The 23,091-nt window shown below is 71.2% G+C and carries 24 protein-coding genes and 1 riboswitch; of the genes, 10 read left to right on the top strand and 14 right to left on the bottom strand.

The window, feature by feature from the left end:
• Window positions 1–777, bottom strand: a complete 777-nt coding sequence (locus tag IEY30_RS02060) for an SCO2322 family protein (protein ID WP_229674793.1) — start codon at window positions 775–777, stop codon at window positions 1–3.
• Between the two features lie 110 nt (window positions 778–887).
• Window positions 888–1,002, bottom strand: a riboswitch (cobalamin riboswitch).
• 53 nt (window positions 1,003–1,055) lie between these two features.
• On the opposite strand from IEY30_RS02060, the gene IEY30_RS02065 reads away from it, so the two are divergent.
• Complete coding sequence (locus IEY30_RS02065) at window positions 1,056–1,271, top strand: hypothetical protein (RefSeq protein WP_030146325.1); 216 nt, start codon at window positions 1,056–1,058, stop codon at window positions 1,269–1,271.
• Complete coding sequence (locus IEY30_RS02070) at window positions 1,268–2,656, top strand: serine hydrolase domain-containing protein (protein ID WP_030146324.1); 1,389 nt, start codon at window positions 1,268–1,270, stop codon at window positions 2,654–2,656. Before IEY30_RS02065 ends, IEY30_RS02070 begins: the two co-directional genes overlap by 4 nt.
• A gap of 43 nt (window positions 2,657–2,699) precedes the next feature.
• Here IEY30_RS02070 and IEY30_RS02075 read toward each other — a convergent pair whose 3' ends face one another.
• The 3 genes from IEY30_RS02075 to IEY30_RS02085 form a co-directional block, all read right to left on the bottom strand.
• Window positions 2,700–3,278: a DUF3043 domain-containing protein gene (locus IEY30_RS02075; RefSeq protein ID WP_030146323.1), complete on the bottom strand. Its 579-nt coding sequence runs from the start codon at window positions 3,276–3,278 to the stop codon at window positions 2,700–2,702.
• A gap of 100 nt (window positions 3,279–3,378) precedes the next feature.
• A complete protein-coding gene (locus tag IEY30_RS02080; RefSeq protein ID WP_030146322.1) occupies window positions 3,379–3,966 on the bottom strand; it encodes a protein-L-isoaspartate O-methyltransferase family protein in 588 nt (195 codons plus the stop codon).
• A 68-nt stretch (window positions 3,967–4,034) separates the two neighbouring features.
• Window positions 4,035–4,844, bottom strand: coding sequence for a methyltransferase (locus IEY30_RS02085; protein ID WP_052358135.1), 810 nt, complete (start codon window positions 4,842–4,844; stop codon window positions 4,035–4,037).
• A gap of 87 nt (window positions 4,845–4,931) precedes the next feature.
• Here IEY30_RS02085 and IEY30_RS02090 point away from each other — a divergent pair, with 87 nt between their 5' ends.
• Window positions 4,932–6,302: a dipeptidase gene (locus IEY30_RS02090; RefSeq protein ID WP_030146320.1), complete on the top strand. Its 1,371-nt coding sequence runs from the start codon at window positions 4,932–4,934 to the stop codon at window positions 6,300–6,302.
• A gap of 67 nt (window positions 6,303–6,369) precedes the next feature.
• Here the strand turns inward: IEY30_RS02090 and IEY30_RS02095 are convergent, their stop codons facing one another.
• The gene (locus IEY30_RS02095; protein WP_030146319.1) at window positions 6,370–7,158 is read right to left on the bottom strand and encodes a metallophosphoesterase family protein; all 789 of its coding nucleotides are present in this window, start codon (window positions 7,156–7,158) and stop codon (window positions 6,370–6,372) included.
• Window positions 7,159–7,164: 6 nt separating this feature from the next.
• Window positions 7,165–8,355: a quinolinate synthase NadA gene (nadA, locus tag IEY30_RS02100; protein WP_030146318.1), complete on the bottom strand. Its 1,191-nt coding sequence runs from the start codon at window positions 8,353–8,355 to the stop codon at window positions 7,165–7,167.
• A 115-nt stretch (window positions 8,356–8,470) separates the two neighbouring features.
• Here nadA and IEY30_RS02105 point away from each other — a divergent pair, with 115 nt between their 5' ends.
• The 4 genes from IEY30_RS02105 to aat all read left to right on the top strand — a co-directional run bounded on the left by IEY30_RS02105 (window position 8,471) and on the right by aat (window position 12,022).
• A complete protein-coding gene (locus IEY30_RS02105) occupies window positions 8,471–9,637 on the top strand; it encodes a glycerate kinase family protein (RefSeq protein ID WP_030146317.1) in 1,167 nt (388 codons plus the stop codon).
• 130 nt (window positions 9,638–9,767) lie between these two features.
• The gene (erpA, locus tag IEY30_RS02110) at window positions 9,768–10,145 is read left to right on the top strand and encodes an iron-sulfur cluster insertion protein ErpA (RefSeq protein ID WP_030146316.1); all 378 of its coding nucleotides are present in this window, start codon (window positions 9,768–9,770) and stop codon (window positions 10,143–10,145) included.
• A 164-nt stretch (window positions 10,146–10,309) separates the two neighbouring features.
• A complete protein-coding gene (locus IEY30_RS02115) occupies window positions 10,310–11,296 on the top strand; it encodes a carbohydrate kinase family protein (RefSeq protein WP_030146315.1) in 987 nt (328 codons plus the stop codon).
• A gap of 51 nt (window positions 11,297–11,347) precedes the next feature.
• Entirely contained in the window at window positions 11,348–12,022 is a 675-nt protein-coding gene (gene aat / locus IEY30_RS02120) for a leucyl/phenylalanyl-tRNA--protein transferase (protein WP_030146314.1), read from the top strand.
• On the opposite strand, the gene IEY30_RS02125 is transcribed toward aat, so the two are convergent.
• Both IEY30_RS02125 and IEY30_RS02130 read right to left on the bottom strand, forming a co-directional pair.
• A complete protein-coding gene (locus IEY30_RS02125; protein WP_030146313.1) occupies window positions 11,991–12,251 on the bottom strand; it encodes a sulfurtransferase TusA family protein in 261 nt (86 codons plus the stop codon). The two genes, aat and IEY30_RS02125, sit on opposite strands and share 32 nt — an antisense overlap.
• On the bottom strand, window positions 12,248–13,531 hold the full coding sequence (locus IEY30_RS02130) for a cysteine desulfurase family protein (protein WP_229674794.1): 1,284 nt from the start codon (window positions 13,529–13,531) through the stop codon (window positions 12,248–12,250). The genes IEY30_RS02125 and IEY30_RS02130 overlap by 4 nt, the downstream gene beginning before the upstream one ends.
• 144 nt (window positions 13,532–13,675) lie before the next feature.
• On the opposite strand from IEY30_RS02130, the gene ctaC reads away from it, so the two are divergent.
• The 3 genes from ctaC to IEY30_RS02145 are packed head-to-tail and all read left to right on the top strand — an operon-like array spanning window position 13,676 to window position 16,770.
• The gene (gene ctaC / locus IEY30_RS02135) at window positions 13,676–14,602 is read left to right on the top strand and encodes an aa3-type cytochrome oxidase subunit II (RefSeq protein WP_308423745.1); all 927 of its coding nucleotides are present in this window, start codon (window positions 13,676–13,678) and stop codon (window positions 14,600–14,602) included.
• 41 nt (window positions 14,603–14,643) lie between these two features.
• Complete coding sequence (ctaD, locus tag IEY30_RS02140) at window positions 14,644–16,365, top strand: aa3-type cytochrome oxidase subunit I (protein ID WP_229674828.1); 1,722 nt, start codon at window positions 14,644–14,646, stop codon at window positions 16,363–16,365.
• A gap of 3 nt (window positions 16,366–16,368) precedes the next feature.
• Entirely contained in the window at window positions 16,369–16,770 is a 402-nt protein-coding gene (locus tag IEY30_RS02145; RefSeq protein ID WP_030146309.1) for a cytochrome c oxidase subunit 4, read from the top strand.
• Window positions 16,771–17,191: 421 nt separating this feature from the next.
• On the opposite strand, the gene IEY30_RS02150 is transcribed toward IEY30_RS02145, so the two are convergent.
• The 6 genes from IEY30_RS02150 to ctaE form a co-directional block, all read right to left on the bottom strand.
• Window positions 17,192–17,545: a metallopeptidase family protein gene (locus IEY30_RS02150; RefSeq protein ID WP_030146308.1), complete on the bottom strand. Its 354-nt coding sequence runs from the start codon at window positions 17,543–17,545 to the stop codon at window positions 17,192–17,194.
• A 104-nt stretch (window positions 17,546–17,649) separates the two neighbouring features.
• The gene (locus IEY30_RS02155) at window positions 17,650–18,213 is read right to left on the bottom strand and encodes a DUF2231 domain-containing protein (protein ID WP_030146307.1); all 564 of its coding nucleotides are present in this window, start codon (window positions 18,211–18,213) and stop codon (window positions 17,650–17,652) included.
• 247 nt (window positions 18,214–18,460) lie between these two features.
• The gene (gene qcrB / locus IEY30_RS02160) at window positions 18,461–20,227 is read right to left on the bottom strand and encodes a cytochrome bc1 complex cytochrome b subunit (protein ID WP_030146306.1); all 1,767 of its coding nucleotides are present in this window, start codon (window positions 20,225–20,227) and stop codon (window positions 18,461–18,463) included.
• The gene (gene qcrA, locus IEY30_RS02165) at window positions 20,224–21,333 is read right to left on the bottom strand and encodes a cytochrome bc1 complex Rieske iron-sulfur subunit (protein WP_030146305.1); all 1,110 of its coding nucleotides are present in this window, start codon (window positions 21,331–21,333) and stop codon (window positions 20,224–20,226) included. The genes qcrB and qcrA overlap by 4 nt, the downstream gene beginning before the upstream one ends.
• 49 nt (window positions 21,334–21,382) lie before the next feature.
• Window positions 21,383–22,192: a cytochrome bc1 complex diheme cytochrome c subunit gene (gene qcrC, locus IEY30_RS02170; RefSeq protein ID WP_030146304.1), complete on the bottom strand. Its 810-nt coding sequence runs from the start codon at window positions 22,190–22,192 to the stop codon at window positions 21,383–21,385.
• Between the two features lie 61 nt (window positions 22,193–22,253).
• Window positions 22,254–22,916, bottom strand: a complete 663-nt coding sequence (gene ctaE, locus IEY30_RS02175; protein ID WP_081920253.1) for an aa3-type cytochrome oxidase subunit III — start codon at window positions 22,914–22,916, stop codon at window positions 22,254–22,256.
• Between the last annotated feature and the right edge of the window lie 175 nt (window positions 22,917–23,091).

A 23,091-nucleotide genomic window follows, 5' to 3' on the forward strand; every position in this document is an offset into this window, starting at 1 on the left:
TCAGGCGTCCTGCCGGGCGCGCGACCGCGACCGCACGAGCAGGTATCCGATGAGGGCGAGCAGGACCAGGCCGGCGATGACGTATGCCGCCACCGTCCCTCCCGAGGTGCCCGACGTCGGCGTCGTGGTGACGTCGCCGGCCGTGGCTGCGGCGGAGGTGGTCGCTCCCGCCGACGTGGCGGCGGAGGGGGTGCTGGCCGGGGCCGCGATGGTCACGGGCTGGTCGGCGGCCTTGGCCTCGGGGGAGACCTCCTTGACCGCTCCGCCGCAGTCGCTCGTCGGGTAGCCGGCGACGCCGCAGACCAGGCCCTTCTCGGTGCGCACGTCGCCGGCGGTGGCGAGCACGGCCGCGCTCGTGGCGTCTGCGGCGACGACGGCGCACAGGGCCTTGGGCTCGGGCGGGGTCGCGCCGTCGACGGCGTCGGCCGGGCGGCCGAAGTCGACGACGAGACCGACGCGCTTCTTGCCCGTCTCGGCCGGCGTGCTGCCGCAGACCTGGTCGAAGGTGAGCACGGCGCGCGGGTAGCGGGTCGAGGCCTCGTCGGCGACGGCGAAGCGCCAGCCGTCCACGCTGCCGTCCTTGGGGACCGTCTGGTCCGGGCCCTTCTGCGCGAAGGTCCAGGCGCCGTCGGCGAGCTGGTAGAAGCCCCAGTAGCGGTAGGCGGCTGCCTGGGCGGGGGCGGCTGCCTGGGCGGGGGCGACCGTCAGGGCGGACAGCGCTGCCGCGACGAGCGCGACGAGGACGACCCGGAACGGGGCACGACGGACAAGGGACACGGTTTCCTCCTCGCGGTCGGACACCATGTCGGGTCTGCTGGCTGACGCCGGCCCGGCGGGGTGACTCCGGTCCGCATTCCACGACAGACTGACAAAGGAGCCGGTAGGACGCGGGTTTTCCGACTGGTCACCCCGGGCCGGCTGGCGGCAGGGAGTGGCTTCACGGTTGCGGGTCAGCGCCGGAGTCTCACCGGCTTGCCCCATCGTCCTTCGGGTAAGGCGAACCGTCGCACGGCGGGCGGCCGCCCGTCAAACGAGCAGCCAACTAGGGTGTCGGCATGAGCGCTGACTGGTCCTGGCTGTTCCTCGACGCCCACGGCAACCCGATGGAGGGGGAGGGCCTGACCACCACGGGCTTCCCGACCCAGAGCGACGCCGAGAGCTACCTCGGGGAGTCGTGGCGCGAGCTGCTCGACGCCGGGGTCGAGGCCGTCACGCTGCGCGAGAACGACGCCGTCGTCTACGGCCCGATGAGCCTCCGGGCGGCGGAGTGAGCGCGTCCGCGGCGGGCACGGCGGGCACAGCAGCGGGCATAGCGGGCACGGCCCTGTCGGCCGGTCTCGAGCGGGACCTGCTCGCGCGCGTCGTGACGGCGCAGCGCTCGTGGCGCTCGCCCGGCGTCAGCGTCGGCGTCGTCCGGGACGGACACCTCGTCTGGTCGGCGCACGTGGGCTCCGCCCGTCTCGGGACCAGCCCCGCCCCGGCCACCGACGACACGCAGTTCATGATCGGCTCGGTGACCAAGACGTTCACGGCGCTGACCGTCATGTCGCTGCGCGACGAGGGTCGGCTGTCGCTCGACGACACACTCGAGACGTGCCTGCCGGGCACACGGCATGGCCGGGTTCCCCTGCGGCAGATGCTCGCCCACGCCTCCGGCCTGCAGCGCGAGCCCGTCGGCAACATCTGGGAGAGCCTCGAGGCGCCCGAGCGCGAGGAGTTCCTCGCCGGGGTCGAGCAGGCCGAGCAGGTGCTCCCCGGGCACCACGCCTTCCACTACTCCAACCTCGCCTACGGGCTGCTCGGGGCGGTCGTCGAGCGCGTCACCGGACAGGAGTGGGAGCACGTCGTCCGCGAGCGGGTGCTGGAGCCGCTGGGGATGACCCGCACCGGGCTCGCCCCCGCCGACGACCGCGCCCTCGGCTACCAGGTCGACCCCTATGCCGGCACCGCGAGTGAGGAGCCGCTCTTCACCCTCAACGCGACGGCTCCCCTCGGTGGGCTGTGGTCGAGCGTCGCCGACATGGCGCGCTACGCCGCCTACGTCGCGCGGCCCGACGACCGGGTCGTGCATCCCGAGACGGTCGAGGAGATGTGCCGGCCGATCATCATGACCGACGTCGACGGCTGGAGCGGCGCCTATGGCCTCGGCTTCGGCATGGGCCGGCGCGGGGACCGCGTCTACGTCGGGCACGGGGGCGCGATGCCGGGCTTCCTCACCGGCCTGCGGGTGCGTCGGGCGGACGGTGTCGGCGCCGTCGTCTTCGCCAACGCGACGTCCGGGGCGCTGACGCTCGGGCTCGCGACCGACCTCGTCGAGGCCGTCGTCGAGGCGGAGCCCACTCTCGCCGCCGCGTGGGTGCCCGAGGTGGAGCAGCCGGCTCTCGCGGGGCTGCTCGGCCTGTGGTGGGCCGAGGGGTCGCCGATCACGTTCTTCGTCCGCGACGGCGAGATGTGGTCGCGGTTGTCCGACGACGAGCCGCTCTCCGAGACGCGCTACGCCGCCGAGGGAGCAGACCGCTTCCGGGCCGTGGCCGGTCGCGAGCGGGGCGAGGTCCTCGAGGTCGTCCGGTCAGCGGACGGGTCGGTCGACAAGCTCTACTTCGCGACGTATGCCGTCACGCGGGCGCCGCTGTCGTTCGCCGAGCTCCAAGCCTGAGCGCCTGGGGCTCGGCCCGGCGCAGAGGCTCAGGCGGAGAGGCTCAGGCCGGGTGCTCGCCGCGGGCGACCTGCGGCTTCGGCATACGGGTGCGGCGCATCTGGAAGGCGCGCATGATCGCGTACCACGCGTCGCCCTTCTCGGCCCCGCCGAACTTGTCCTCGACCTTGCGACGCGTCCGGCGCCACATCAGCACGGCGTCGCCGATGGCCACGAGGATCAGGCCGTAGACGAGCACGAAGACCAGCAGCAGCGCCCAGTTGGTGCGCACGAAGCTGAGCAGCAGCACGATGAGCATGATCGGCAGCATGAACTCACCGATGTTCCAGCGGGCGTCGACGGTGTCGCGGATGAAGCGGCGGCGGGGGCCCTTGTCGCGGGCGGGAAGGTACTTCTCCTCGCCCGTCATCATGCCGGCCCGCTGCTTGGCCATCGCCTCACGGCGGGCCGCCTTGTCCTGCGCTCCGGCCGCCTTGCGGTCGGTGACGATGAGCGGACGCTTGTTGAGGGCCTCCTGCTCGCGCCGCTTGGGCGTGGGCCGGTTCTTGGCACCGGGGCGCGCCGGGTCGGTCGTGACCGTGGTGGCGAGCTCGTCGTTGAGGGTCTTCTTGCGTCCGAACACGTGCACACTCTAAGCCGAAGCGGGTCCCGGCCCTGCATCGCGGCCACGGCCACACGGCATACGACTGCGTCCGCGACCACCGACGACCGCGTCCGAGCGCTCAGGTCGGGCTGCCGGGCGCGGAGCGTAGCGGCACGAACCGGTAGTGCCCGTGCCGGCTCGTCGTGACGGACCCGTGGTCGCGGACGACGAGCGTCAGGGAGCCTGCGACCGGCATGACGAGCCGACCGGGGTCGGCGAGCTGGTCGACCAGGGCCTGGGGGAGCGTCGGCGCGGCGGCCGACACGAGGATCCGGTCCCAGGGTCCGTGCTGCGGGTCGCCGAGCACGCCCGGCTCGGCCTCGTGGATGCTCGCCCACGGCGCATCGACACCGGCGAGGTTGGCCGCGCCCCACCGCTCGATGTCGGGCTCCAGCTCGACCCCCACGACCTCGCCGCTCGGGCCGGTGAGGCGGGCGAGCAGGGCCGTGGTCCAGCCCGAGCCCGAGCCGACGTCCAGCACCCGCTGGCCGGGGTGGACGTCGAGGAGGTGGAGCAGGTCGGCGACCGTGCTCGGCTGCGAGCACGTCTGCCCGTGCCCGATGAGGATGGGGGTGTCGTCGCCCGCGCGCGAGCGCGCACCGCGGGGGAGGAAGGCCGCGCGCGGGACGGCCGCGAACGCCTGCTCGACGGGGTCTACCCGGTCCATCCTCAGACCCAAGCACGTCGGGGGCGGCGTCGTCAGCCCCGACGGCAGCTCGACGGCAACCTGCGAGGTCAGGCCCTGCGGCGCGCGATGACGTGGACGAGGGTGCCGAGGGCGCGGTACGGGTCGGTCGAGCCCAGCCGCTCCTCGACGTCGAGGAGCACGGACAGCTCGTCACCCTCGGGGGGCGCCTCGTCGACGGCGACGTCGTCGCTCGCCACGCGGACGCCGTACCACGCTGTGACCTCGAGGCCGGCGGCCTCGCAGTCCGCGGTGAGCGAGGCCAGCGTGTCCGCTCGTGCGTCGACTCCGATCTCGTTGCGGTAGCGGGCATCCCGGCCCTCGTCGGCGGCCCGCTGCTGCTCGTCGAGCATGGCCAGGGCACCGGCCCAGTCGTGGCGGACGGCGGGGCGCCAGGCCATGGCGCCTCCGTTGCGCGCGACGATCGACACGACGCCGCCGGGGGCCGCACGCCGGGCGAGCGCGGCGACGGCGGCCCGGCTCTCGGGGAGGTACATGAGCACCCCGTGGCACATGACGACGTCGTATGCCGTGGGCCGCGTGACGCTGGCCAGCCCCGCGAGGTCGGTGGCCATGAGGGTGACGTGCTCGCGCTGCTGCTGGGTGAGCCCGGCGGCTGCCTGCTCGAAGGCTGCCCGCATGCGCCCGTCCGGCTCGACGGCGGTGACGGAGTGCCCCTTGCGGGCCAGGCGCAGCGCCTGGGTGCCCTGGCCGGCGCCGACGTCGAGGACGCGGAGCGGTCCGCGGGGGAGGTGCGCGGCGAGCTGGCGGGTGACCATCTCCTGGCGCACGACGTTGCGCAGGTTGCCGAGGCGCTCGAGCCACGGCTGCTGCCCGGCGACGAAGGTGTTGTCTCCCATCCGGCCGAACCTACCCAAAGGGGATGACGGGGGATGACGGGCCGGGCGGCAGGGACGTGCCGCGGCGGCGTCGGTAGGGTCGGGCTCGTGACTGACGCTGCCCTCACCCCCGACCAGATCCAGCAGATCCGCGACCGCGTGGCCGAGCTCATGCCGCAGGTGCGCGCCGACCTCGAGGAGCTCGTGCGCATCCCGAGCGTCTCGGCGACGTCGTTCGACCAGAGCCAGGTGGCCCGCAGCGCCGAGGCCGTGGCCGAGCTGCTGCGCCGCGAGGGGCTCGACGTCGAGATCGTCGTGGAGGGCGGCCGCCCGGCCGTCATCGGCCACCTCGACGGCCCCGAGGGCGCCCCGACCGTCACGCTCTACGCCCACCACGACGTCCAGCCCCCCGGCGACGACGCCGACTGGGACACCCCGCCGTTCGAGCCCACCGAGCGCGACGGCCGCCTCTACGGCCGCGGCGCCGCGGACGACAAGGCCGGCGTCATGGCCCACCTCGCGGCGCTGCGGGCCCACTCGGGCGCGCTGCCCGTCGGCGTGACCGTCTTCGTCGAGGGGGAGGAGGAGTTCGGCTCGGCCTCGCTCCCGACGATCCTCGAGAAGCACGGGCACAAACTCGCCGCGGACGCCATCGTCATCGCCGACTCCGGCAACTGGGCCATCGGAGAGCCCGCCCTCACCACGACGCTGCGCGGCGGGGTCCGGGCCGTGGTCCGCGTCGAGACCCTCGACCACTCGGTGCACTCGGGCATGTTCGGCGGCGCCGCCCCGGACGCCGTCACCGCCCTCATCCGCCTGCTGGCCTCGCTCCACGACGACGCAGGCAACGTCGCCGTGCAGGGCCTCGACGAGGGCACGGCCGCCGACCTCGACTACGACGAGGCGCGCTTCCGCGAGGAGTCCGGGCTGCTCGACGGGGTCGAGCTCATCGGCTCCGGCTCGATCCTCACCCGGCTGTGGAACAAGCCCTCGATCACGACCATCGGCATGGACGTCACGTCTGTCGAGAAGGCGTCCAACACGCTCGCCGCCCGTGCGGCCGCCAAGGTCTCGATGCGCCTCGCGCCCACCCAGGACCCGCACGCGGCGTTCGAGCTGCTCCGCACGCACCTGCTCGACCACGCGCCGTGGGGCGCTCGGGTGACCGTCGACCTCGAGGAGCACGGCTCCGGCTTCGCCGCCGACGCCGACGGGCCGGTCTACGACGAGGCGCGCGCGTCGTTCGCCGACGCCTGGGGCACCGACCCCGTCGACATGGGCGTCGGTGGCTCGATCCCGTTCATCTCCGACTTCGTGGCCCGCTTCCCCCAGGCCTCGATCATCGTCACCGGTGTCGAGGACCCCGACACGCGCGCGCACGGCGCCAACGAGTCGCTCCACCTCGGCGAGTTCGAGAAGGTCTGTGTGGCCGAGGCGATCTTCCTCGCCCGGCTGGGAGCGCTGCGTCCCGCCCACTGAGGCAGACGGCATACGCGATCGACGGCGGGGTCCCGGCAGCGTGCCGGGACCCCGCCGTCGTCGGTGCTCAGGTGGCGACGACCGCGGACCCGCGGTAGCGCTGCTCGCGCAGCTCGAGGGCGTAGGCGTCGGCGCCGGGCATGCCGAGCCGCTCGGCCACCGCGACCTCCGCCTCGACGTCGTAGGGCACGCGGACGAACGAGATGCCGACGTGGCCGGGCCCTTCCGTCGCGCCGGCACCGGCAGCTGCACCGAGGGTGCCCTCGAGGACGACGTAGGGCGCGCCCGGCCCGTCCAGCGCGTTGCCGACCGACCCGGCGTTGAAGACGGTGATGCCGTAGTCGACCGAGAGATAGGCGCCGTGGATGTCGCCGTAGCCGACGATCGTGGGCACCGGTCCGTTGCCGGTGAAGTCCGTCTGCGCGACGAAGGCGCGGTGCTCGTCCTCGGTGGTCGGGGCGAAGACGCGGTGGAACTCGCTGACCGCCGAGGCGTGGAAGAAGCGGATCGGCTGGCCGCTCAGCACGAGCTCGTGCACGTTGGGCAGCGCTGCGAGCCAGGCGAGCTCTTCGTCCGACAGGCGGTCGCGGACCCACTGGGCGTGCTCCCAGGGCTGCACGGCGTCACGCGCGATGAAGGTGTCCCAGTTGCCGCGGACGGTCGGGATCTCGCGCTCCCTCGTGAGGCGCACGCACTCGGACCCGCGTGGTCCCTTGCCGATGACGTCGCCGAGGTTGAGGACGTGCCGGATGCCCCGTCGGTCGATGTCGTCGAGCACGGCCTCGTAGGCCGTGACGTTGCCGTGGACGTCCGACAGGACGGCGACACGGTGGAGCTCGTTCGTGCCCTGCGCCACCCCGCCTCAGTCCTTGTGGGTCTTGCCCGGCAGGGCGAGCATGCGGTCGAGGGCGGCCCGCGCCTCCGCGGCGACCGTCGGGTCGACGCGGATCGGGTTGACGACGCGCCCCTCGACGAGCGACTCGAGGGCCCAGACGAGGTGGGGCAGGTCGATGCGGTTCATCGTCGAGCAGTAGCAGACGTTCTTCTCCAGGAAGGCGATCCGCTGCTCGGGGAACTGCCGGGCGAGGCGCTGCACGAGGTTGAGCTCGGTCCCGACGACCCAAGAGGTGCCCGCGGGCGCGGCCGCGATGGTCTGGATGATCTTCTCCGTCGAGCCGACCTCGTCGGCGAGCTCGACGACCTCGTAGCGGCACTCGGGGTGCACGATCACCTTGACGTCCGGGATGTCGCGGCGGGCGGCCTCGACGGCCTCGACCGAGAAGCGGCCGTGCACCGAGCAGTGACCCCGCCAGAGGATCATCCGGGCGCCCTCGAGCTGCTCGCGCGTCAGGCCACCGTTGGGGCGGTGCGGGTCCCACACGACGCAGTCGTCGAGGGAGAGCCCGAGCTCGCGCACGGCGGTGTTGCGACCGAGGTGCTGGTCGGGCAGGAAGAGCACCTTGCCCTGCCCCTCGACGCCGCCCACCTGCTCGAAGGCCCAGTCGAGCGCGGTCCGGGCGTTGGAGCTCGTGCAGATCGTGCCGCCGTGGCGACCGGTGAAGGCCTTGATCGCGGCGGAGGAGTTCATGTACGTCACGGGGATCGTCCGATCGGCGACACCCGCCGCGGCCAGCTGCTCCCAGCAGTCCTCGACCTGGGCGATGGCGGCCATGTCGGCCATCGAGCACCCGGCGGCGAGGTCGGGCAGGATCACGGTCTGCTCGTCGCTCGTGAGGATGTCGGCCGACTCGGCCATGAAGTGCACGCCGCAGAAGACGATGTGGGGCGCGTCGGGCCGGGCGGCCGCGTCGCGGGCCAGCTTGAAGGAGTCACCGGTGACGTCGGCGAACTCGATGACCTCGTCGCGCTGGTAGTGGTGCCCGAGCACGAACACCGAGTCGCCCAGAGCGGCCTTGGCGGCGCGGGCGCGCTCGACGAGTCCGGGGTCGGAGGGCGCGGGCAGGTCGCCGGGACACTCGACGCCGCGCTCGGTGTGCAGGTCGGTGCCCTGACCGAGGACGAGGAGGGGGAGCGGGGCCGGTGCCGTCGTCATGCCCAGATCGTATGCCGCGTGCTGCCCTCCGAGCGCCACCGCCCGGGCCGGGCTCGGGGCGAGCGCCGGGCGAGCGCCGGGCGAGCGCGAAGCGAGCAGTGGCAGGATTCCGGACGTGCACGTGATCATCGCCCCGGACTGCTACACCGGCACCCTCACCGCCTCCCAGGCCGCGGCCGCCATGGCCGACGGCTGGGCCCGCACGGCGCCGGGCGACCGCCTGACCCTCGTGCCCCTCTCCGACGGCGGCCCGGGCTTCGTCGACGTCCTCGCCGAGAACCTCGACGGAGAGGTCCACGCGGTCGTGACGACCGACCCGCTGGGTCGCGAGGTGCCCGGCACCATCCTGCTGACGACCGGCGCGGGTGGGCGCACGGCATACGTGGAGTCGGCCCAGGCGGCCGGGCTGCACCTGCTCGCGCCCGACGAGCGCAACCCGACGCGCACCTCGACGACCGGCGTCGGGACGCTCGTCCTCGCCGCGCTCGACGCCGGCGCCCGACGCATCGTCATCGGTCTCGGCGGGTCCGGCACGAACGACGCCGGGGCGGGCCTCCTCGCCGCGCTCGGGGTCGGCCCGGCAGCCAGGCTCGGCCAGGGCGGACTGGCGCTCGGGGCGACGACGCCGGACGACGTCGCCGGGCTCGACGCCGCCCGCGACCGGCTCCGCGGCGTCGACCTCGTCATCGCGAGCGACGTCGACTCGCCGCTGCTCGGGCTCAAGGGTGCCAGCGCCGTCTTCGCGCCCCAGAAGGGCGCCTCGGAGGAGGACGCGCAGCGCCTCGAGAACGCCCTCGGCCACTTCGCGAGCGTCGTGGCGCGCGTGCGGCCGCCGGCCAAGGACCTCCTCACCGGCACGCTGCTCAAGCCCGAGCGTGAGCCCGGTGCGGGCGCGGCCGGGGGACTCGGCTACGCCCTGCACCTGCTCGGTGCCCGCCGCGTCTCCGGGGTTGAGGCAGTGCTCGACGCGGTCGGCTTCGTCGATCTCGTGGCCTCTGCGGACCTCGTCGTCACGGGGGAGGGCACCTTCGACTGGCAGTCCCTCCGCGGCAAGGTCGTCGTCGGCGTCGCCGAGGCGGCCGCCCGCGTCGGGGTCCCCGTCATCGCCGTTCCCGGCCAGTCGCTCGTCGGCCGGCGCGAGGCCATGACGGCCGGCCTGTCAGGGGTGTATGCCGTCGCCGAGCGCCCCGACCAGGTGGCGGCATCGCTCGCCGAACCGGCCGCCCGCCTCGCCGAGCGGACCGCACGCGTCGCCCGCACGTGGTCGCCGTCCGCGCCCTGAGGTGTCCGATCCGGGGGAGGATGCGCGGTTCCGGCGGTGCCCGACGTATCCTTGGAAGCGCCGGGAACACATCCGGCGCGGCATGGGTTCTCACCTCTGACCCATGTTCCACGACGTGAAGGACCAACACATGAGTGTCGAGACGAACGCATCTGCAGCCGAGGTTCAGACCGAGGCTCCCGCCCACGGTGTCGTCCTGACGGACGTCGCGGCCACGAAGGTCAAGAGCCTGCTCGAGCAGGAGGGTCGTGACGACCTCCGCCTGCGCGTCGGTGTCCAGCCCGGCGGCTGCTCGGGCCTGATCTACCAGCTCTACTTCGACGAGCGCAGCCTCGACGGTGACCTCGTCCGCGACTTCGACGGTGTCGAGGTCGTCGTCGACCGCATGAGCTCCCCCTACCTCGAGGGCGCCACGATCGACTTCGCCGACACGATCGAGAAGCAGGGCTTCACCATCGACAACCCCAACGCGGGCAGCAGCTGCGCCTGCGGCGACTCCTTCAGCTGAGCCGCACCGCACCACGCACGTCCGAAGGGCCCGACCGCACGGTCGGGCCCTTCGTCGTCCCTGGCCATCGTCGTCCCCGCCCCTCGTCGTCCCGGCTGCGTCGTCCCGGCTGCGTCGTCCAAGGCCTGCGTGGGAGGCAGCTCGCAGGCGGGTAGGTTCGTCCCGTGCAGATCGCCATCACCGGTTCCATCGCCACCGACCACCTCATGACCTTCGACGGGCTCTTCGCCGACTCCCTCGTCGTCGAACAGCTCGACAAGATCTCGCTGTCGTTCCTGACGTCCGACCTCCAGGTCCGCCGGGGTGGGGTCGCCGCGAACATCGCGTTCGGCATGGCCAACCTCGGCCAGCGCCCGCTGCTCGTCGGCGCGGTCGGTGAGGACTTCACCGACTACCGCAGCTGGCTGGAGCGCCACGGCGTCGACTGCGGGGCGGTGCACTACTCCGAGTCCCAGCACACGGCGCGCTTCATCTGCACCACCGACAAGGACATGGCCCAGATCGCGACGTTCTACGCCGGCGCGATGAGCGAGGCCCGCGACATCGAGCTCGCCCCGGTCGCCCAGCGCGTCGGTGGGCTCGACCTCGTCGTCGTCGGCGCCAACGACCCGGAGGCGATGATCCGCCACTCCGACGAGTGCCGCAGCCGCGGCATCCCCTTCGCGGCCGACCCCTCGCAGCAGCTGGCCTTCTGCGACGGTCCCACGATCGCCCGTCTCATCGACGGCGCCGAGTACCTCTTCACCAACGAGTACGAGAGCCATCTCGCCTGCCAGAAGACCGGCTGGTCCGAGGACGAGCTCGCCGACCGCGTCCGCGTGCAGGTCAAGACGCGCGGCAAGGACGGCGTCACGGTCCGCGTCCGCGGCGAGGAGCCGGTCGAGGTCGGCATCGCCCGCGAGGTGCGCAAGGCAGACCCGACGGGTGTCGGCGACGCCTTCCGCGCCGGTTTCCTCACCGGCCTCGCCGTCGACCTCCCGGTCCGTCGCTGCGCCGAGCTCGGCTCGATGCTCGCGACGTACGTCATCGAGACCGTCGGCACCCAGGAGTACGTCCTCGGCAAGGAGCGCTTCCTCGAGCGGCTCGCCGAGGCCTACGGACCCGAGTCGGCCGCCGAGATCGGCCCCCACCTGTCCTGCCCGCGGCCGTGACCCCGCAGCCCACCGGGCGCTGACGGCGCGCCCCCGAGACCGGAGCCGTCCGTGCCCACGCCGCCGCCGCCCACCCCCTGGGACTTCGCGCTCGAGCGCGTGCCGCCGGGGGAGGACCTCATCGGCATCGGCGCCGACCTCGAGGTCGCAACCCTCTTCGAGGCCTACTCCGTCGGAGTGTTCCCGATGGGTATCGGCGACCACGGGGCCGAGCCGATCGGCTGGTGGTCACCCGACCCTCGCGGCATCCTGCGCCCGCGCGAGCTCAAGGTGAGCCGCTCGCTGCGCAAGGCGGCCGCCCACTTCGAGGTGCGCGTCGACACCGACTTCCGGTCGGTCGTCGAGCACTGCGCCGCGCCGGACCGGGACGGGCGCTGGATCACGCCGGAGATCGCCGACGCCTACGTCGAGCTCCACGAGGCCGGGTGGGCCCACTCCATCGAGACGTGGCAGGACGGCGAGCTGGTCGGGGGCCTCTACGGCGTCGCGATCGGTGGTCTCTTCGCCGGGGAGTCGATGTTCCACCACGTCCGGGACGCCTCGAAGGTCGCCCTCGTCGGACTGCGCGACCTGCTTCTCGCCGACGGGGACCCCCGCCGCCTCGTCGACGTCCAGTGGCAGACGCCGCACCTCGCGACGCTGGGGGTGCGCGAGGTGCCGCGCGACGAGTACCTCGCGATCCTGCCGACCGTGCTCAGGGCGCCCCTGCCGGCGTGCTGGGCCTGACCACCTCGACCACGTATGCCGCGTGGCCGGCCTCCGCGCGCGCCTCGACGAAGCGGTGGCCGCGCATCCGGCACCACGCGGGGATGTCGTGCGCTGCCGCCGGGTCGGTGGCCAGCACGGTCACGACCCGCACTCCGGGGCGCTCGGCCACGACACGGGCCAGCCGGATGACGGGCAGCGGGCAGCGCTCGCCGCGGGCGTCGACGACCGCCTCGTCGTCGGCGCTCATAGGTCACCGACGCCGAGCCGGTCGCGGACGCCGCCGACCGTCGGGGCGATGGCGGCCGCGAACGCCGCGACGTCGTCGACCAGGCCGGGGGAGACCGCGGGCAGGGGGAGGGTGACGCGGACGTTGCCGTGGGTCAGCACCCCCATCGCCGCGAGCACGTGGCTGGGCTCGAGGGTGCTCGACGTGCAGGCCGAGCCGCTCGCCACGGCGTAGCCCGCAGCGTCGAAGGCGTCGACGAGGGCCTCACCGTCGACGTAGAGGCTCGAGAAGGTGACGACGTGGGGGAGCCGGTCCTCGGGATCACCGACGACCTCGGTGTCGGGGACGGCCGCGGCTGCCGACCGGATGTCGTCGACGAGGCCCCGGGCGACCCCGGCGTCGTCCGCCCGTGTGGCCGCCGTCTGCTGCCACGCCTCCGCCGCCGCGAGAACGAGCGGCACCCAGGGCGTGACGTCCGTGCGCCCGTGCTCGACGTCGGCCCGCGCCTGCGACCACTGCCACCGCACCCCCTCGCGCACGACGAGCACGCCGAGCGGCGGCCCACCCCACGAGCGCGCGTCGCCCACGAGGACGTCCCACGCGGTCGGCACGTCGTCGCGTCCCAGCGACGCCATCGCGTCGACCACGAGAGGTGTGCCGTGGGCGGCGGCCACCTCCCGCGCCGCCTCGAGCGGCTGCCGGGTGCCGACCTCGCCGTTCGCACTCTGCAGGACCGCGACGACGCCGCCCGGCGCCGACAGGGCCGCCTCCCAGCTTTCGAGGTCGAGCCGCCCCGTCGGGTCGACGGCCACCTCGGCGAGCAGCGACGGGTCGTCGGCCGCCGCGGCACGGGCCCGACCGGGCACGAGGATCGCGGAGTGCTCCACCGCGGAGGCCACGGTGCGTGCCCCACGCCGGCGGGCCGCATACGCCATCCCGTCGACGGCCCGCTCCAGCGCCGTGGGACCGCTGGGCAGGAAGCTCACCTCACCGGGTCGCACGCCGAGCCCCGCGGCCACCACCTCACGCGACCGGTCGAGCAGCGCCCGGGCCCGGCGCCCCTCGACGTGCAGCCGGGCGGGGTCGGCCCACCCGACGTCGACCGCGGCGAGGAGGGTGTCCCGGGCGACCGGGTGGAGCGGGCCGGAGGCGGCGTCGAGCAGCCGGCGCGCGCCCGACGCGGAGGTCTGTCGTGGGTCTTGTCGAGGGTTGTCGGGGAGCCCGCTCGACCCACGCTTGGAGCCTCCGTGCGGGGCTGCAGGGGCGGGTCCAACGTTCGTGCCCGGATCGTGACTGACCACTCCGCAACGTTAGCCGCCCCCTGCGGACAGCGTGACGAGTGGGACGGTAGGGTTGCGCCGTGGGCCTTGCTGCCCAGACGGTTTGACGTGAACACGTTCGACGCGCGCCCTGCGCGCCCACGTACGGAACGAAAGGTGCACCTGGTGCCTGAGCACGAAGACACCCCAGCGGCTTCGCCGGTGGTGACGACGCCCGTAGGCGGGACCGGGCGGCGACGCACGGGACTTCGCATCGCGGGGATCGCCGGCCTCGCGGCACTGGCCCTCGGCGGTTGCCAGGGGCAGGTGTCCAACGGATTCCTGCCGAACGTGGTTTCGGACAGCGGCCGGCGGGTCACGGACCTGTGGGTCGGCAGCTGGATCGCCGTTCTGAGCGTCGGCGTCATCACGTGGGGCCTGATGCTCTACGCCGCCGTCCGCTTCCGCAAGCGCAAGGGCGACGAGACGCTCCCCGTCCAGCTGCGCTACAACGTGCCGATGGAGCTGCTCTACACCGTCATCCCGGTGTTCATGGTCGCCGTCTTCTTCTACTACACCGCGCGCGACGAGGCCGCCCTCGTCGACACGAGCACCAAGAAGGACCTCACGGTCAGCGTCGTGGCCAAGCAGTGGAGCTGGGACTTCAACTACGTCGACTCCAACGTCCACGAGACCGGCGTGCACACCGAGCTCGACGGCACCACCGGTAAGCGGGCCCAGATGCCCGTGCTCTACCTGCCGGTCAACAAGCGAGTCGAGTTCGTCCTCAACGCCCGTGACGTCATCCACAGCTTCTGGGTGCCGTCGTTCATGATGAAGATGGACATGCTCCCTGGCAGGACCAACAAGTTCCAGCTGACCCCGACCCAGGTCGGCACGTTCCAGGGCAAGTGTGCCGAGCTCTGCGGTGCCTACCACTCGCAGATGCTCTTCATGGTCAAGGTCGTCCCGCAGGCCGAGTACGACCAGGAGATGGCACGCCTGAAGTCCATCGGCAACGAGGGCCTCATCCCCGTCGACGTCAGCCGCGAGGAGATGGTCCCCGGTGACGCCAACAAGATCCCCGCACCAGCTCGCACCGGGAGCAACTGATGACATCCGCAACGCTCAACCGTGAGGCGCAGGCCCCGGGCATGACTGCCGCGCGGCCACGCCCGGCCAAGGGCCAGACGTTCGTCAAGTGGGTGACGACGACCGACCACAAGGTCATCGGCAACCTCTACTTCATCACTTCGTTCGTCTTCTTCCTGCTCGGTGGCCTGATGGCGCTGCTGATCCGCGCCGAGCTGATGGCGCCGGGTCTGCAGATCGTCGACAACCCGGAGCAGTACAACCAGCTCTTCACGATGCACGGCACGATCATGCTGCTGCTCTTCGCGACGCCGCTGTTCGCCGGCTTCGCCAACGCCGTGATGCCGCTGCAGATCGGCGCGCCGGACGTCGCGTTCCCGCGCCTGAACATGTTCGCGTACTGGCTCTACCTCTTCGGTGGCCTCATCGCGTCGGTGGGCTTCCTGACGCCCCAGGGTGCCGCCGCCTTCGGCTGGTTCGCCTACGCCCCGCTGTCGGACGTGAGCTACTCGCCCGGCGTGGGTGGTGACCTGTGGGTCTTCGGTCTCGCGCTCGGTGGTTTCGGCACGATCCTGGGTGCGGTCAACTTCATCACGACGATCATCTGCCTCCGCGCGCCCGGCATGACGATGTTCCGCATGCCGATCTTCACGTGGACCGTGCTGATCACCTCGCTGCTGGCGATCCTCGTCTTCCCGATCCTCGCGGCGGCGCTGTTCGCGCTCGGTGGTGACCGGCGGTTCGGGATGCACATCTTCGACCCGGAGAACAACGGGGCGATGCTGTGGCAGCACCTGTTCTGGTTCTTCGGGCACCCAGAGGTCTACATCATCGCGCTGCCGTTCTTCGGCATCATCAGCGAGGTGCTGCCGGTCTTCTCCCGCAAGCCGATCTTCGGCTACAAGACCCTCGTGTTCGCCACGATCGCCATTGCGGCGCTGTCGGCGAGTGTCTGGGCGCACCACATGTACGTCACCGGACAAGTGCTCCTACCGTTCTTCTCCGTCATGACGATGCTCATCGCGGTGCCGACCGGGGTGAAGTTCTTCAACTGGATCGGCACGATGTGGGGCGGCAAGGTCGTCATGGCCACCCCGATGCTGTGGGCGATGGGCTTCCTCGTCACCTTCCTCTTCGGTGGCCTGACCGGCGTCATCCTCGCCAGCCCGGCGCTCGACTTCCACCTGTCCGACAGCTACTTCATCGTCGCGCACTTCCACTACACCGTCTTCGGCACTGTGGTCTTCGCGATGTTCGCCGGCTACTACTTCTGGTGGCCCAAGCTGACCGGCCGGATGCTGGATGAGCGACTCGGCAAGATCCACTTCTGGATGCTGTTCATCGGCTTCCACACGACCTTCCTGATCCAGCACTGGCTCGGCGTCGAGGGCATGGCCCGCCGCTACGCCGACTACCTGCCCGAGGAGGGCTTCCAAGCCGCCAACATCGTGTCGAGCCTCGGCTCGTTCCTGCTCGGTGCGTCGATGATCCCGTTCGCCTACAACGTGTGGAAGACGTGGCGCAAGGCCCCGCTCGTGGAGTCCGACGACCCGTGGGGCTACGGCGCCTCGCTCGAGTGGGCCACCTCGTGCCCGCCGCCGCGCCACAACTTCACCTCACTGCCGCGGATCCGCTCCGAGCGCCCGGCGTTCGACCTGCACCACCCCGAGGCCGCGTCAGGCGTCGCGCCCGTCGCCGACCAGGGCACCCTCGTCCAGGTCATGGGGCCGGCCGACGTCGCCCGGGCCGAGACAGCCGCCACCACCGAGAAGCGTGAGGACTGACCGATGCGCGTCGAGACCAAGCTCTTCCTCTACCTGGTCGGGTTCTTCGTCCCCGTCACGCTGATCTACGGCTTCTGGACCAAGTGGCAGGAGCCGATCGGCGTCATCGCACTGCTGCTCTCGGCGCTGCTGTTCGCGCTCACGGGCTTTTTCCTCTGGATGACGGGCAAGAAGCTGGCGCTCCGCCCCGAGGACAACACTGCCGGTGAGATCGAGGACGCCGAGGGCAACTACGGCTACTTCGTCGCCAGCTCGTGGACGCCGCTGTGGCTCGCGGCCTCCGGCGCGGTGATGTTCGCCGGGCTCGCGATCGGCTGGTGGCTCTTCATCATCGGTGCGATGTTCGCCATCGTCGCCGTGTGCCTCTGGGTGTTCGAGTCCTTCTCGGGCGAGTACTCCATCTGACCCTCGCTCACGCACGACGAAGGGCCCCGGTCGACGACCGGGGCCCTTCGTCGTGCTCGTCTCGTGCGCGTCGGGGGAGTGGTGGACCCTGCCCCGGACAGCGGGAAGGGGAAGGCCGTCGGCCTTCCCCTTCGATCCGAACCCGGGCCTTCACGGCCCGTGCGGCTCGCAGTGCGATCGTGTGGGAGAGAACATCCGGTGCGCACCTCCATCCGATCGGTTGAGCGGTACCTCGACCGTAACTCCGCCGTGAGGCGACGTAAAGGGGCACTTCGGCCGCACCCGACAAAGCGTCTTGGATGCGAGACGCCGTCCGCAGAGGGTCCTGCGGGGCGGCCACCGGAGCCTGGACCACGGTCCCAGGGTGCGGCCCCAGGCTTCCAGTGAGCCCGTGTCAGCCCGGTCAGCCCGGTCAGCCCGGTCAGCCCCAGCCGAGCTCGTGCAGGTGCGCGTCGTCGATCCCGAAGTGGTGGGCGATCTCGTGGACGACGGTGATAGCGATCTCCTCGCGCAGCTCCTCGGCGGAGTCGCACAGCCTCTCGAGGGGGCCCTGGAAGATCGTGATGCGGTCCGGGAGGGCCCCGGCACCCCACCACCCGTCACGTTCGGTCAGCGGGGTGCCGTCGTAGACCCCGAGCAGGTCGGGATCCTCGTCCGGCGGCTCCTGCTCGACGAGCACCACGACGTTGTCCATGGCTTGGGCGAGCTCCGCCGGGATCGAGTCGAGGGCGTCTCCCACTGCCTGCTCGAACTCGGTGTCGGAGAGATGGTGCATGGCCCGAGTCTGTCACGCGCGCTGGGGCGCACGAGCGTGTGCTCGCGCGCCGCAGCAACGGCAACCCGTGACGGCCGAGATCGACCGGAAAGCCTTGGTGGTGCTCAGTTGCCGTCGTCGTCGCCACCGGACGGGGGAGTGGTCTGCGAGACCGCGTCACCCCAGGCGGCCTGCGCGCCGCTGTGCCCGATGCGGACGACCTGGGTCGCGGTGCCCAGGGCGGCGACGAGCCCGACGACGGCGCCGCCCACGAGGAGCCACCGCGGGACGGCGTGGGTGCGGGTGGGGACGGCGTCGCTGCCGCCCGCGGCGGAGTTCGCGGAGTCGAGCCCGCGAGCCTTGCGCTCACGTCGCGCCACGACGTAGAGGGCAGCGGCTCCGACGGCCAGGACGGCGACCCACGGGAGCAGGCCCTCCGCCAGCTGGGAGTGGGTCTCGATGAGGTCGCTGTGCTCGACGTGACGCTCGAGCGCCTCACCGGACTCGGTGGACAGGGGAGTCAGGACAACAGCCGCCACGGACAGGGCCAGCGGCATCCAGCCGGCCCACCGACGGAAGCGGGGCCAGACGGCCGCGAGGAGCACGGCCACGGCGGCCGCGGGGACGACCACGGTGGTGGCATGGACGATGAGCGGGTGGACCGGGAGACCGAAGATGGTGTCGAGCATGAACCTGCCTGTCGTTCGGGGGAGCGGGGACAGTCGTGCCCGCAGATGCTCTCGTCGACATCTCAGAGACTTCTCATAACGGACATAGGTCGCGCTTGCGGGTTCGTCGATGTCTGGGGTCGCTGGAGGACGCTAGGGGACGCCGGGGACGGCCGGGGACGAGAGCCGACACGACGAGAGGGACCTCCCGTCAGCGGGTGGTCCCTCTCGTGTGCTTCGTGCGCCTCGGGTGAGGCGAGCGATGGCGTCAGTCGAGCTGCTTGTCGGCCTTGATCGTCTCGCGCTCCGCGCCGGCACCGGCGGGCTCGATGGCCTCGTGGCCACCGTCGGCCACGCCGCCGTGGTCGCCGTGCTCGTGGTGAGCGGCCTCGAGCTCCGAGGGCGTCGCGGGTGCGACGCGGTCGCGGAAGTAGAAGTGCGAGAACTTCGCGCGCAGGCGCTCCTTGCGCGCGATCGGGCTGTCGACGCCGTTGGCGTCCTTGCCGGCCGTCAGCTGCAGCGGCTCCTGCGACTCGTGCTGGACCAGGGCCCAGCGCTCGTCGGGCGTGAGCGGTGCGTGGATCTCCTCGAAGCGACCGTCGGCGTAGCGCCAGATGGTGCCCGTCTCGCGGCCGTGCAGGACCTTCTGGCGGTCCGCACGCTGCAGGCTGAGGCAGATGCGCTTCGTGATCCAGAACGCCACCGGAGGGGCCACGAAGAACAGCACACGCAGGGTCTGCGTGATGTCGTTGATCGACAGGTGCAGCTTGATCGCCATGAGGTCGTTGCCGGCGGCGAGGAAGAGCACGACGTACATCGAGATGCCCGCGATGCCGATCGCGGTGCGCGTGGGCGCGTTGCGCGGACGGTCGAGCAGGTGGTGCTCGCGCTTGTCACCGGTCACCCAGGCCTCGACGAACGGGTAGACGCCGATGATCGTCCACATCAGGGGCAGCAGCACGAGCGAGCCCGGGAAGATGTTCATGCTCCAGGTGAAGTTGCCCCACGAGACGAACTCGAGGAAGCCGGGGAGCAGTCGCAGGGCGCCGTCGGCGAAGCCCATGTACCAGTCAGGCTGCGAGCCCGCGGTGATGGGGGACGGGTCGTAGGGACCGTAGGCCCAGATCGGGTTGATCGTGACGACCGCCGAGATGAGGGCGATGACACCGAAGACGATGAAGAAGAAGCCACCGGCCTTGGCGATGTAGACCGGCATGAGCGGGTAGCCCACGACGTTCTTGTTGGTGCGGCCCGGTCCGGGGAACTGCGTGTGCTTGTGCAGGAAGACCAGCAGGATGTGGGCCGTGAAGAGGCCGACGAGGATCGCCGGGATGAGCAGGACGTGCGCCGAGTAGAGGCGCGGGATGATCGCCTCGCCCGGGAAGGCGCCGCCGAAGATGAAGTAGCTCATGTACGAGCCGATGACCGGCGCCGACTGCATGAAGCCGTTCATGGCGCGGATACCGGTGCCCGAGAGCAGGTCGTCGGGGAGCGAGTAGCCGGCGAAGCCCTCGATGCAGGCCAGCAGCGACAGGACCGTGCCGAAGACCCAGTTGATCTCGCGCGGCTTGCGGAACGCGCCGGTGAAGAAGACGCGGGCCATGTGCACGAAGACCGCGACGACGAAGATCAGGGCCGCCCAGTGGTGGATCTGCCGGATGAGCAGACCGCCACGGATGTCGAACGAGATGGCGAGCGTCGACCGGTAGGCGTCCGACATCGTCACGCCCTGGAGCGGCACGTAGGAGCCGTCGTAGACGACCTGGCTGGCACTCGGGACGAACCAGAACGTCAGGAAGGCACCCGTCAGCAGGCAGACGATCATCGAGTACATCGCGATCTCGCCGAGCATGAAGGACCAGTGGTCCGGGAAGACCTTCTTGGCGAGGAAGGAGACGCCCTTGGCGCCGCCCAGCCGGTCGTCCATCCACCCGGCGATGCCGCCGAGCGGCTTCGCGGCCGCGGCCCGCTCGTCGGCCTGGCTGTCGCCGGCGCGCAACGCGTCGGCGGGGCGAGTCTCGTTGATGGTGCTCATCGCGCACGCTCCCAGAAGCTCGGTCCCACGGGCTCGGCGAAGCCCTCGGGGGCGACGAGGTAGCCCGCGTCGTCGACGGTGATCTTGAGTTGCGGCAGCGGCCGCTTGGCCGGACCGAAGATGACGGCGCAGTCCTCGGTGAGGTCGAAGGTCGACTGGTGGCACGGGCAGAGCAGGTGGTGCGTCTGCTGCTCGTACAAGCCGACGGCGCAGCCGACGTGGGTGCAGATCTTGGAGTAGGCGACGACACCGTCGACACCCCAGTCCTTGGCCTTCTGCACCTTGATGAGGTCAGGGTCGAGGCGGATGAGGATCACGGCCGCCTTGGCCTTGGCCTCGAGGACGTGCTTGCCCTCGTCGAGGTACTTCTGCAGGGTCTCGGGCATCACGTGGAAGACCGAGCCGCTCGTGACCTCGTCGAAACGGATGGGCGTCATCTCGGGGTCGCGCATGAGCCGGATCGGCTTGCCGCCGTTGTCCTTGACGTCCCAGATGGTGTGCTTGAGCTCCTCGATGTCCGTCGGGCCGAGCGACCCGGCGACCTGCAGGCCGAGGGGGAGCGCGAAGAGGCCCAGGGCGCCCCCGAGGGAGTACTTGATCAGCGGGCGGCGGGGGAGCTGCGTGGACTCGACGCCGGCGTTCACGACGGCGACGGCCTTGGCGCGGTCCTCGGGGCTCGAGGCCTGCTCGTGCCGCTCCTCGACGACCTCCTCGTCGGACATGAGCGTCTTGGCCCAGTGCACCGCACCGATGCCGATGAAGAAGATCGAGAAGCCGAGCGACAGGCCGAGGACGACGTTCTGCGTCTTGGCCAGGCCGATGCCGGGGAAGAAGAAGGTCGCCTCGTCGGGGACGGCGAAGTAGCTGACGATGAACACCAGCGTGCCGAGCATCGACAGGGCGAACATCGTGGCGACCTGGCGCTCGGCGCGCTTGGCAGCAGCCGGGTCGTCATCGGCTGCACGGTGCACGTGGGGCGGCAAGCCGGGGTTCTCGAACTGGTCGACACCGGTGATGAGCGATGCGGGCAGCACCTCGCGTCCCTCGCCGGACGTCCGCACGAGCGAGGTGCCCGTGCCCTGGTCCGTGGTCTCGTTGTCGTTCATCGGGTCGTCGTCCTGTCGTCGTTCGTGATCGAGGCGATGCAGCGCTGGCTCATGCGGCCTTCTTGCCGAGCCAGACGGCGCAGCCGATGAGGATGCCGAGCGCGAACACCCAGGCGAAGAGGCCCTCGGACACCGGGCCGAGGTTGCCGAGCGTCAGGCCGCCGACGTTGGCCTGGCTCTCCTGGGCCTTGAGGTAGGAGATGACCTTCTGCTTCGACTCCGGCGTGAGGTTCATGTCGTTGAAGACCGGCATCGACTGCGGGCCGGTGACCATGGCCTCGTAGATGTGCTTCGGCGTGGTGTTGTCGAGGGCCGGGGCGTACTTGCCGCGGGTCAGCGCACCGCCGGCGCCGGCGAAGTTGTGGCACATGGCGCAGTTGACGCGGAAGATCTGGCCGCCCTCGGCGATCGCCTTGTTGTTCTCGGGCGTACCGGGCTGGATGACCGTCGTGTACTTCTCGTCGGGCACCGACGGGCCGGGGCCGAGGGAGGCGACGTAGGCCGCGAGGGCGGAGATCTGCTCGTCGTCGAACTTCACCTTGTTGACGGGCGCCTGCACGTTGGGGCCGGCCAGCGGCATGCGACCGGTGCCGACCTGGAAGTCGACCGAGGCGGCGCCCACGCCGACGAGGGAGGGGCCGGACTTGGTGCCCTGCGCGGCGACACCGTGGCAGGTGGCGCAGTTGGCGATGAAGAGGTCCTTGCCCTTGGCGACGTCGTCGGCGGCCGCGGTCGTCGCGGCGGCGTTGGCGTCCTTGGGGGCGAGGAACGAGTACGCGCCACCGGTCACGAGGAGGCCGAGCAGCAGCAGCACCACGATCGCGGCGGGGTGTCGGCGTCGGGCGGCCAAGGCGTTCACTGTGGGTTCCTGTCGTCCATGGAGGTGGGGTTCGGGTTCGGGCGCGCGCTCATGCCGGAGGTCAGCGCAGGATGTAGATGGTCGCGAAGAGCGCGATCCACACGACGTCGACGAAGTGCCAGTAGTACGACGTCACCACGGCGCCGGTGGCGTTCGCGTGCGTGTAGCGACGCGTCGTGAAGGTGCGGGCGATGATGAGCAGGAAGGCGATCAGGCCGCCGGTCACGTGCAGACCGTGGAAGCCGGTCGCCATGTAGAAGACCGAGCCGTAGGCGTCGGAGCTCAGCGTGACGTTCTCGGAGACGAGCTCGGAGTACTCCATGACCTGGCCCGCGATGAAGAAGGCGCCGAAGAGGTAGGTCAGGACGTACCACTCGCGCATGCCCCAGCCCTTGAGGTCGAGCAGCTTGCCGGTGCGGGCCTTCTGACCGCGCTCGGCCTTCCAGACGCCGAGCTGGCACCAGACGGAGGAGATGACGAGCACGAGGCAGTTGACGCTCGCGAACGGCAGGTTGAGCTTCTCGGTCTGGACCTGCCACAGGTCTCCGCGGACGGACCTCAGCTGGAAGTAGACCGCGAAGAGACCCGCGAAGAACATGAGCTCGCTGGAGAGCCACACGATGGTGCCGACGGCAACCATGTTGGGGCGCGTCGCCGGTCCGTGATGGGCCGGGGTCGCCACTGCGCTTGAAGGAACTGCCGATGCTGTCGCCACGTTGGACATTATTCCCACATTCCTGTCCGGCTGTGCGAGTGACCCCCCGCTTCGGGGTCCTTTCTCGCGCGGGTGTAGAGGATTCGTGACCATTCCGACACGAACCCTGAACAGCCGTGCCGTAGGCCGTTCGGGACCACCTTCCCACGGGCCTCCGGGAAATGGTCCCGCGGGTCGTCCTGCC

The organism is Terrabacter tumescens (genome assembly GCF_014646815.1).
GTDB classification, from domain to species: domain Bacteria; phylum Actinomycetota; class Actinomycetes; order Actinomycetales; family Dermatophilaceae; genus Terrabacter; species Terrabacter tumescens.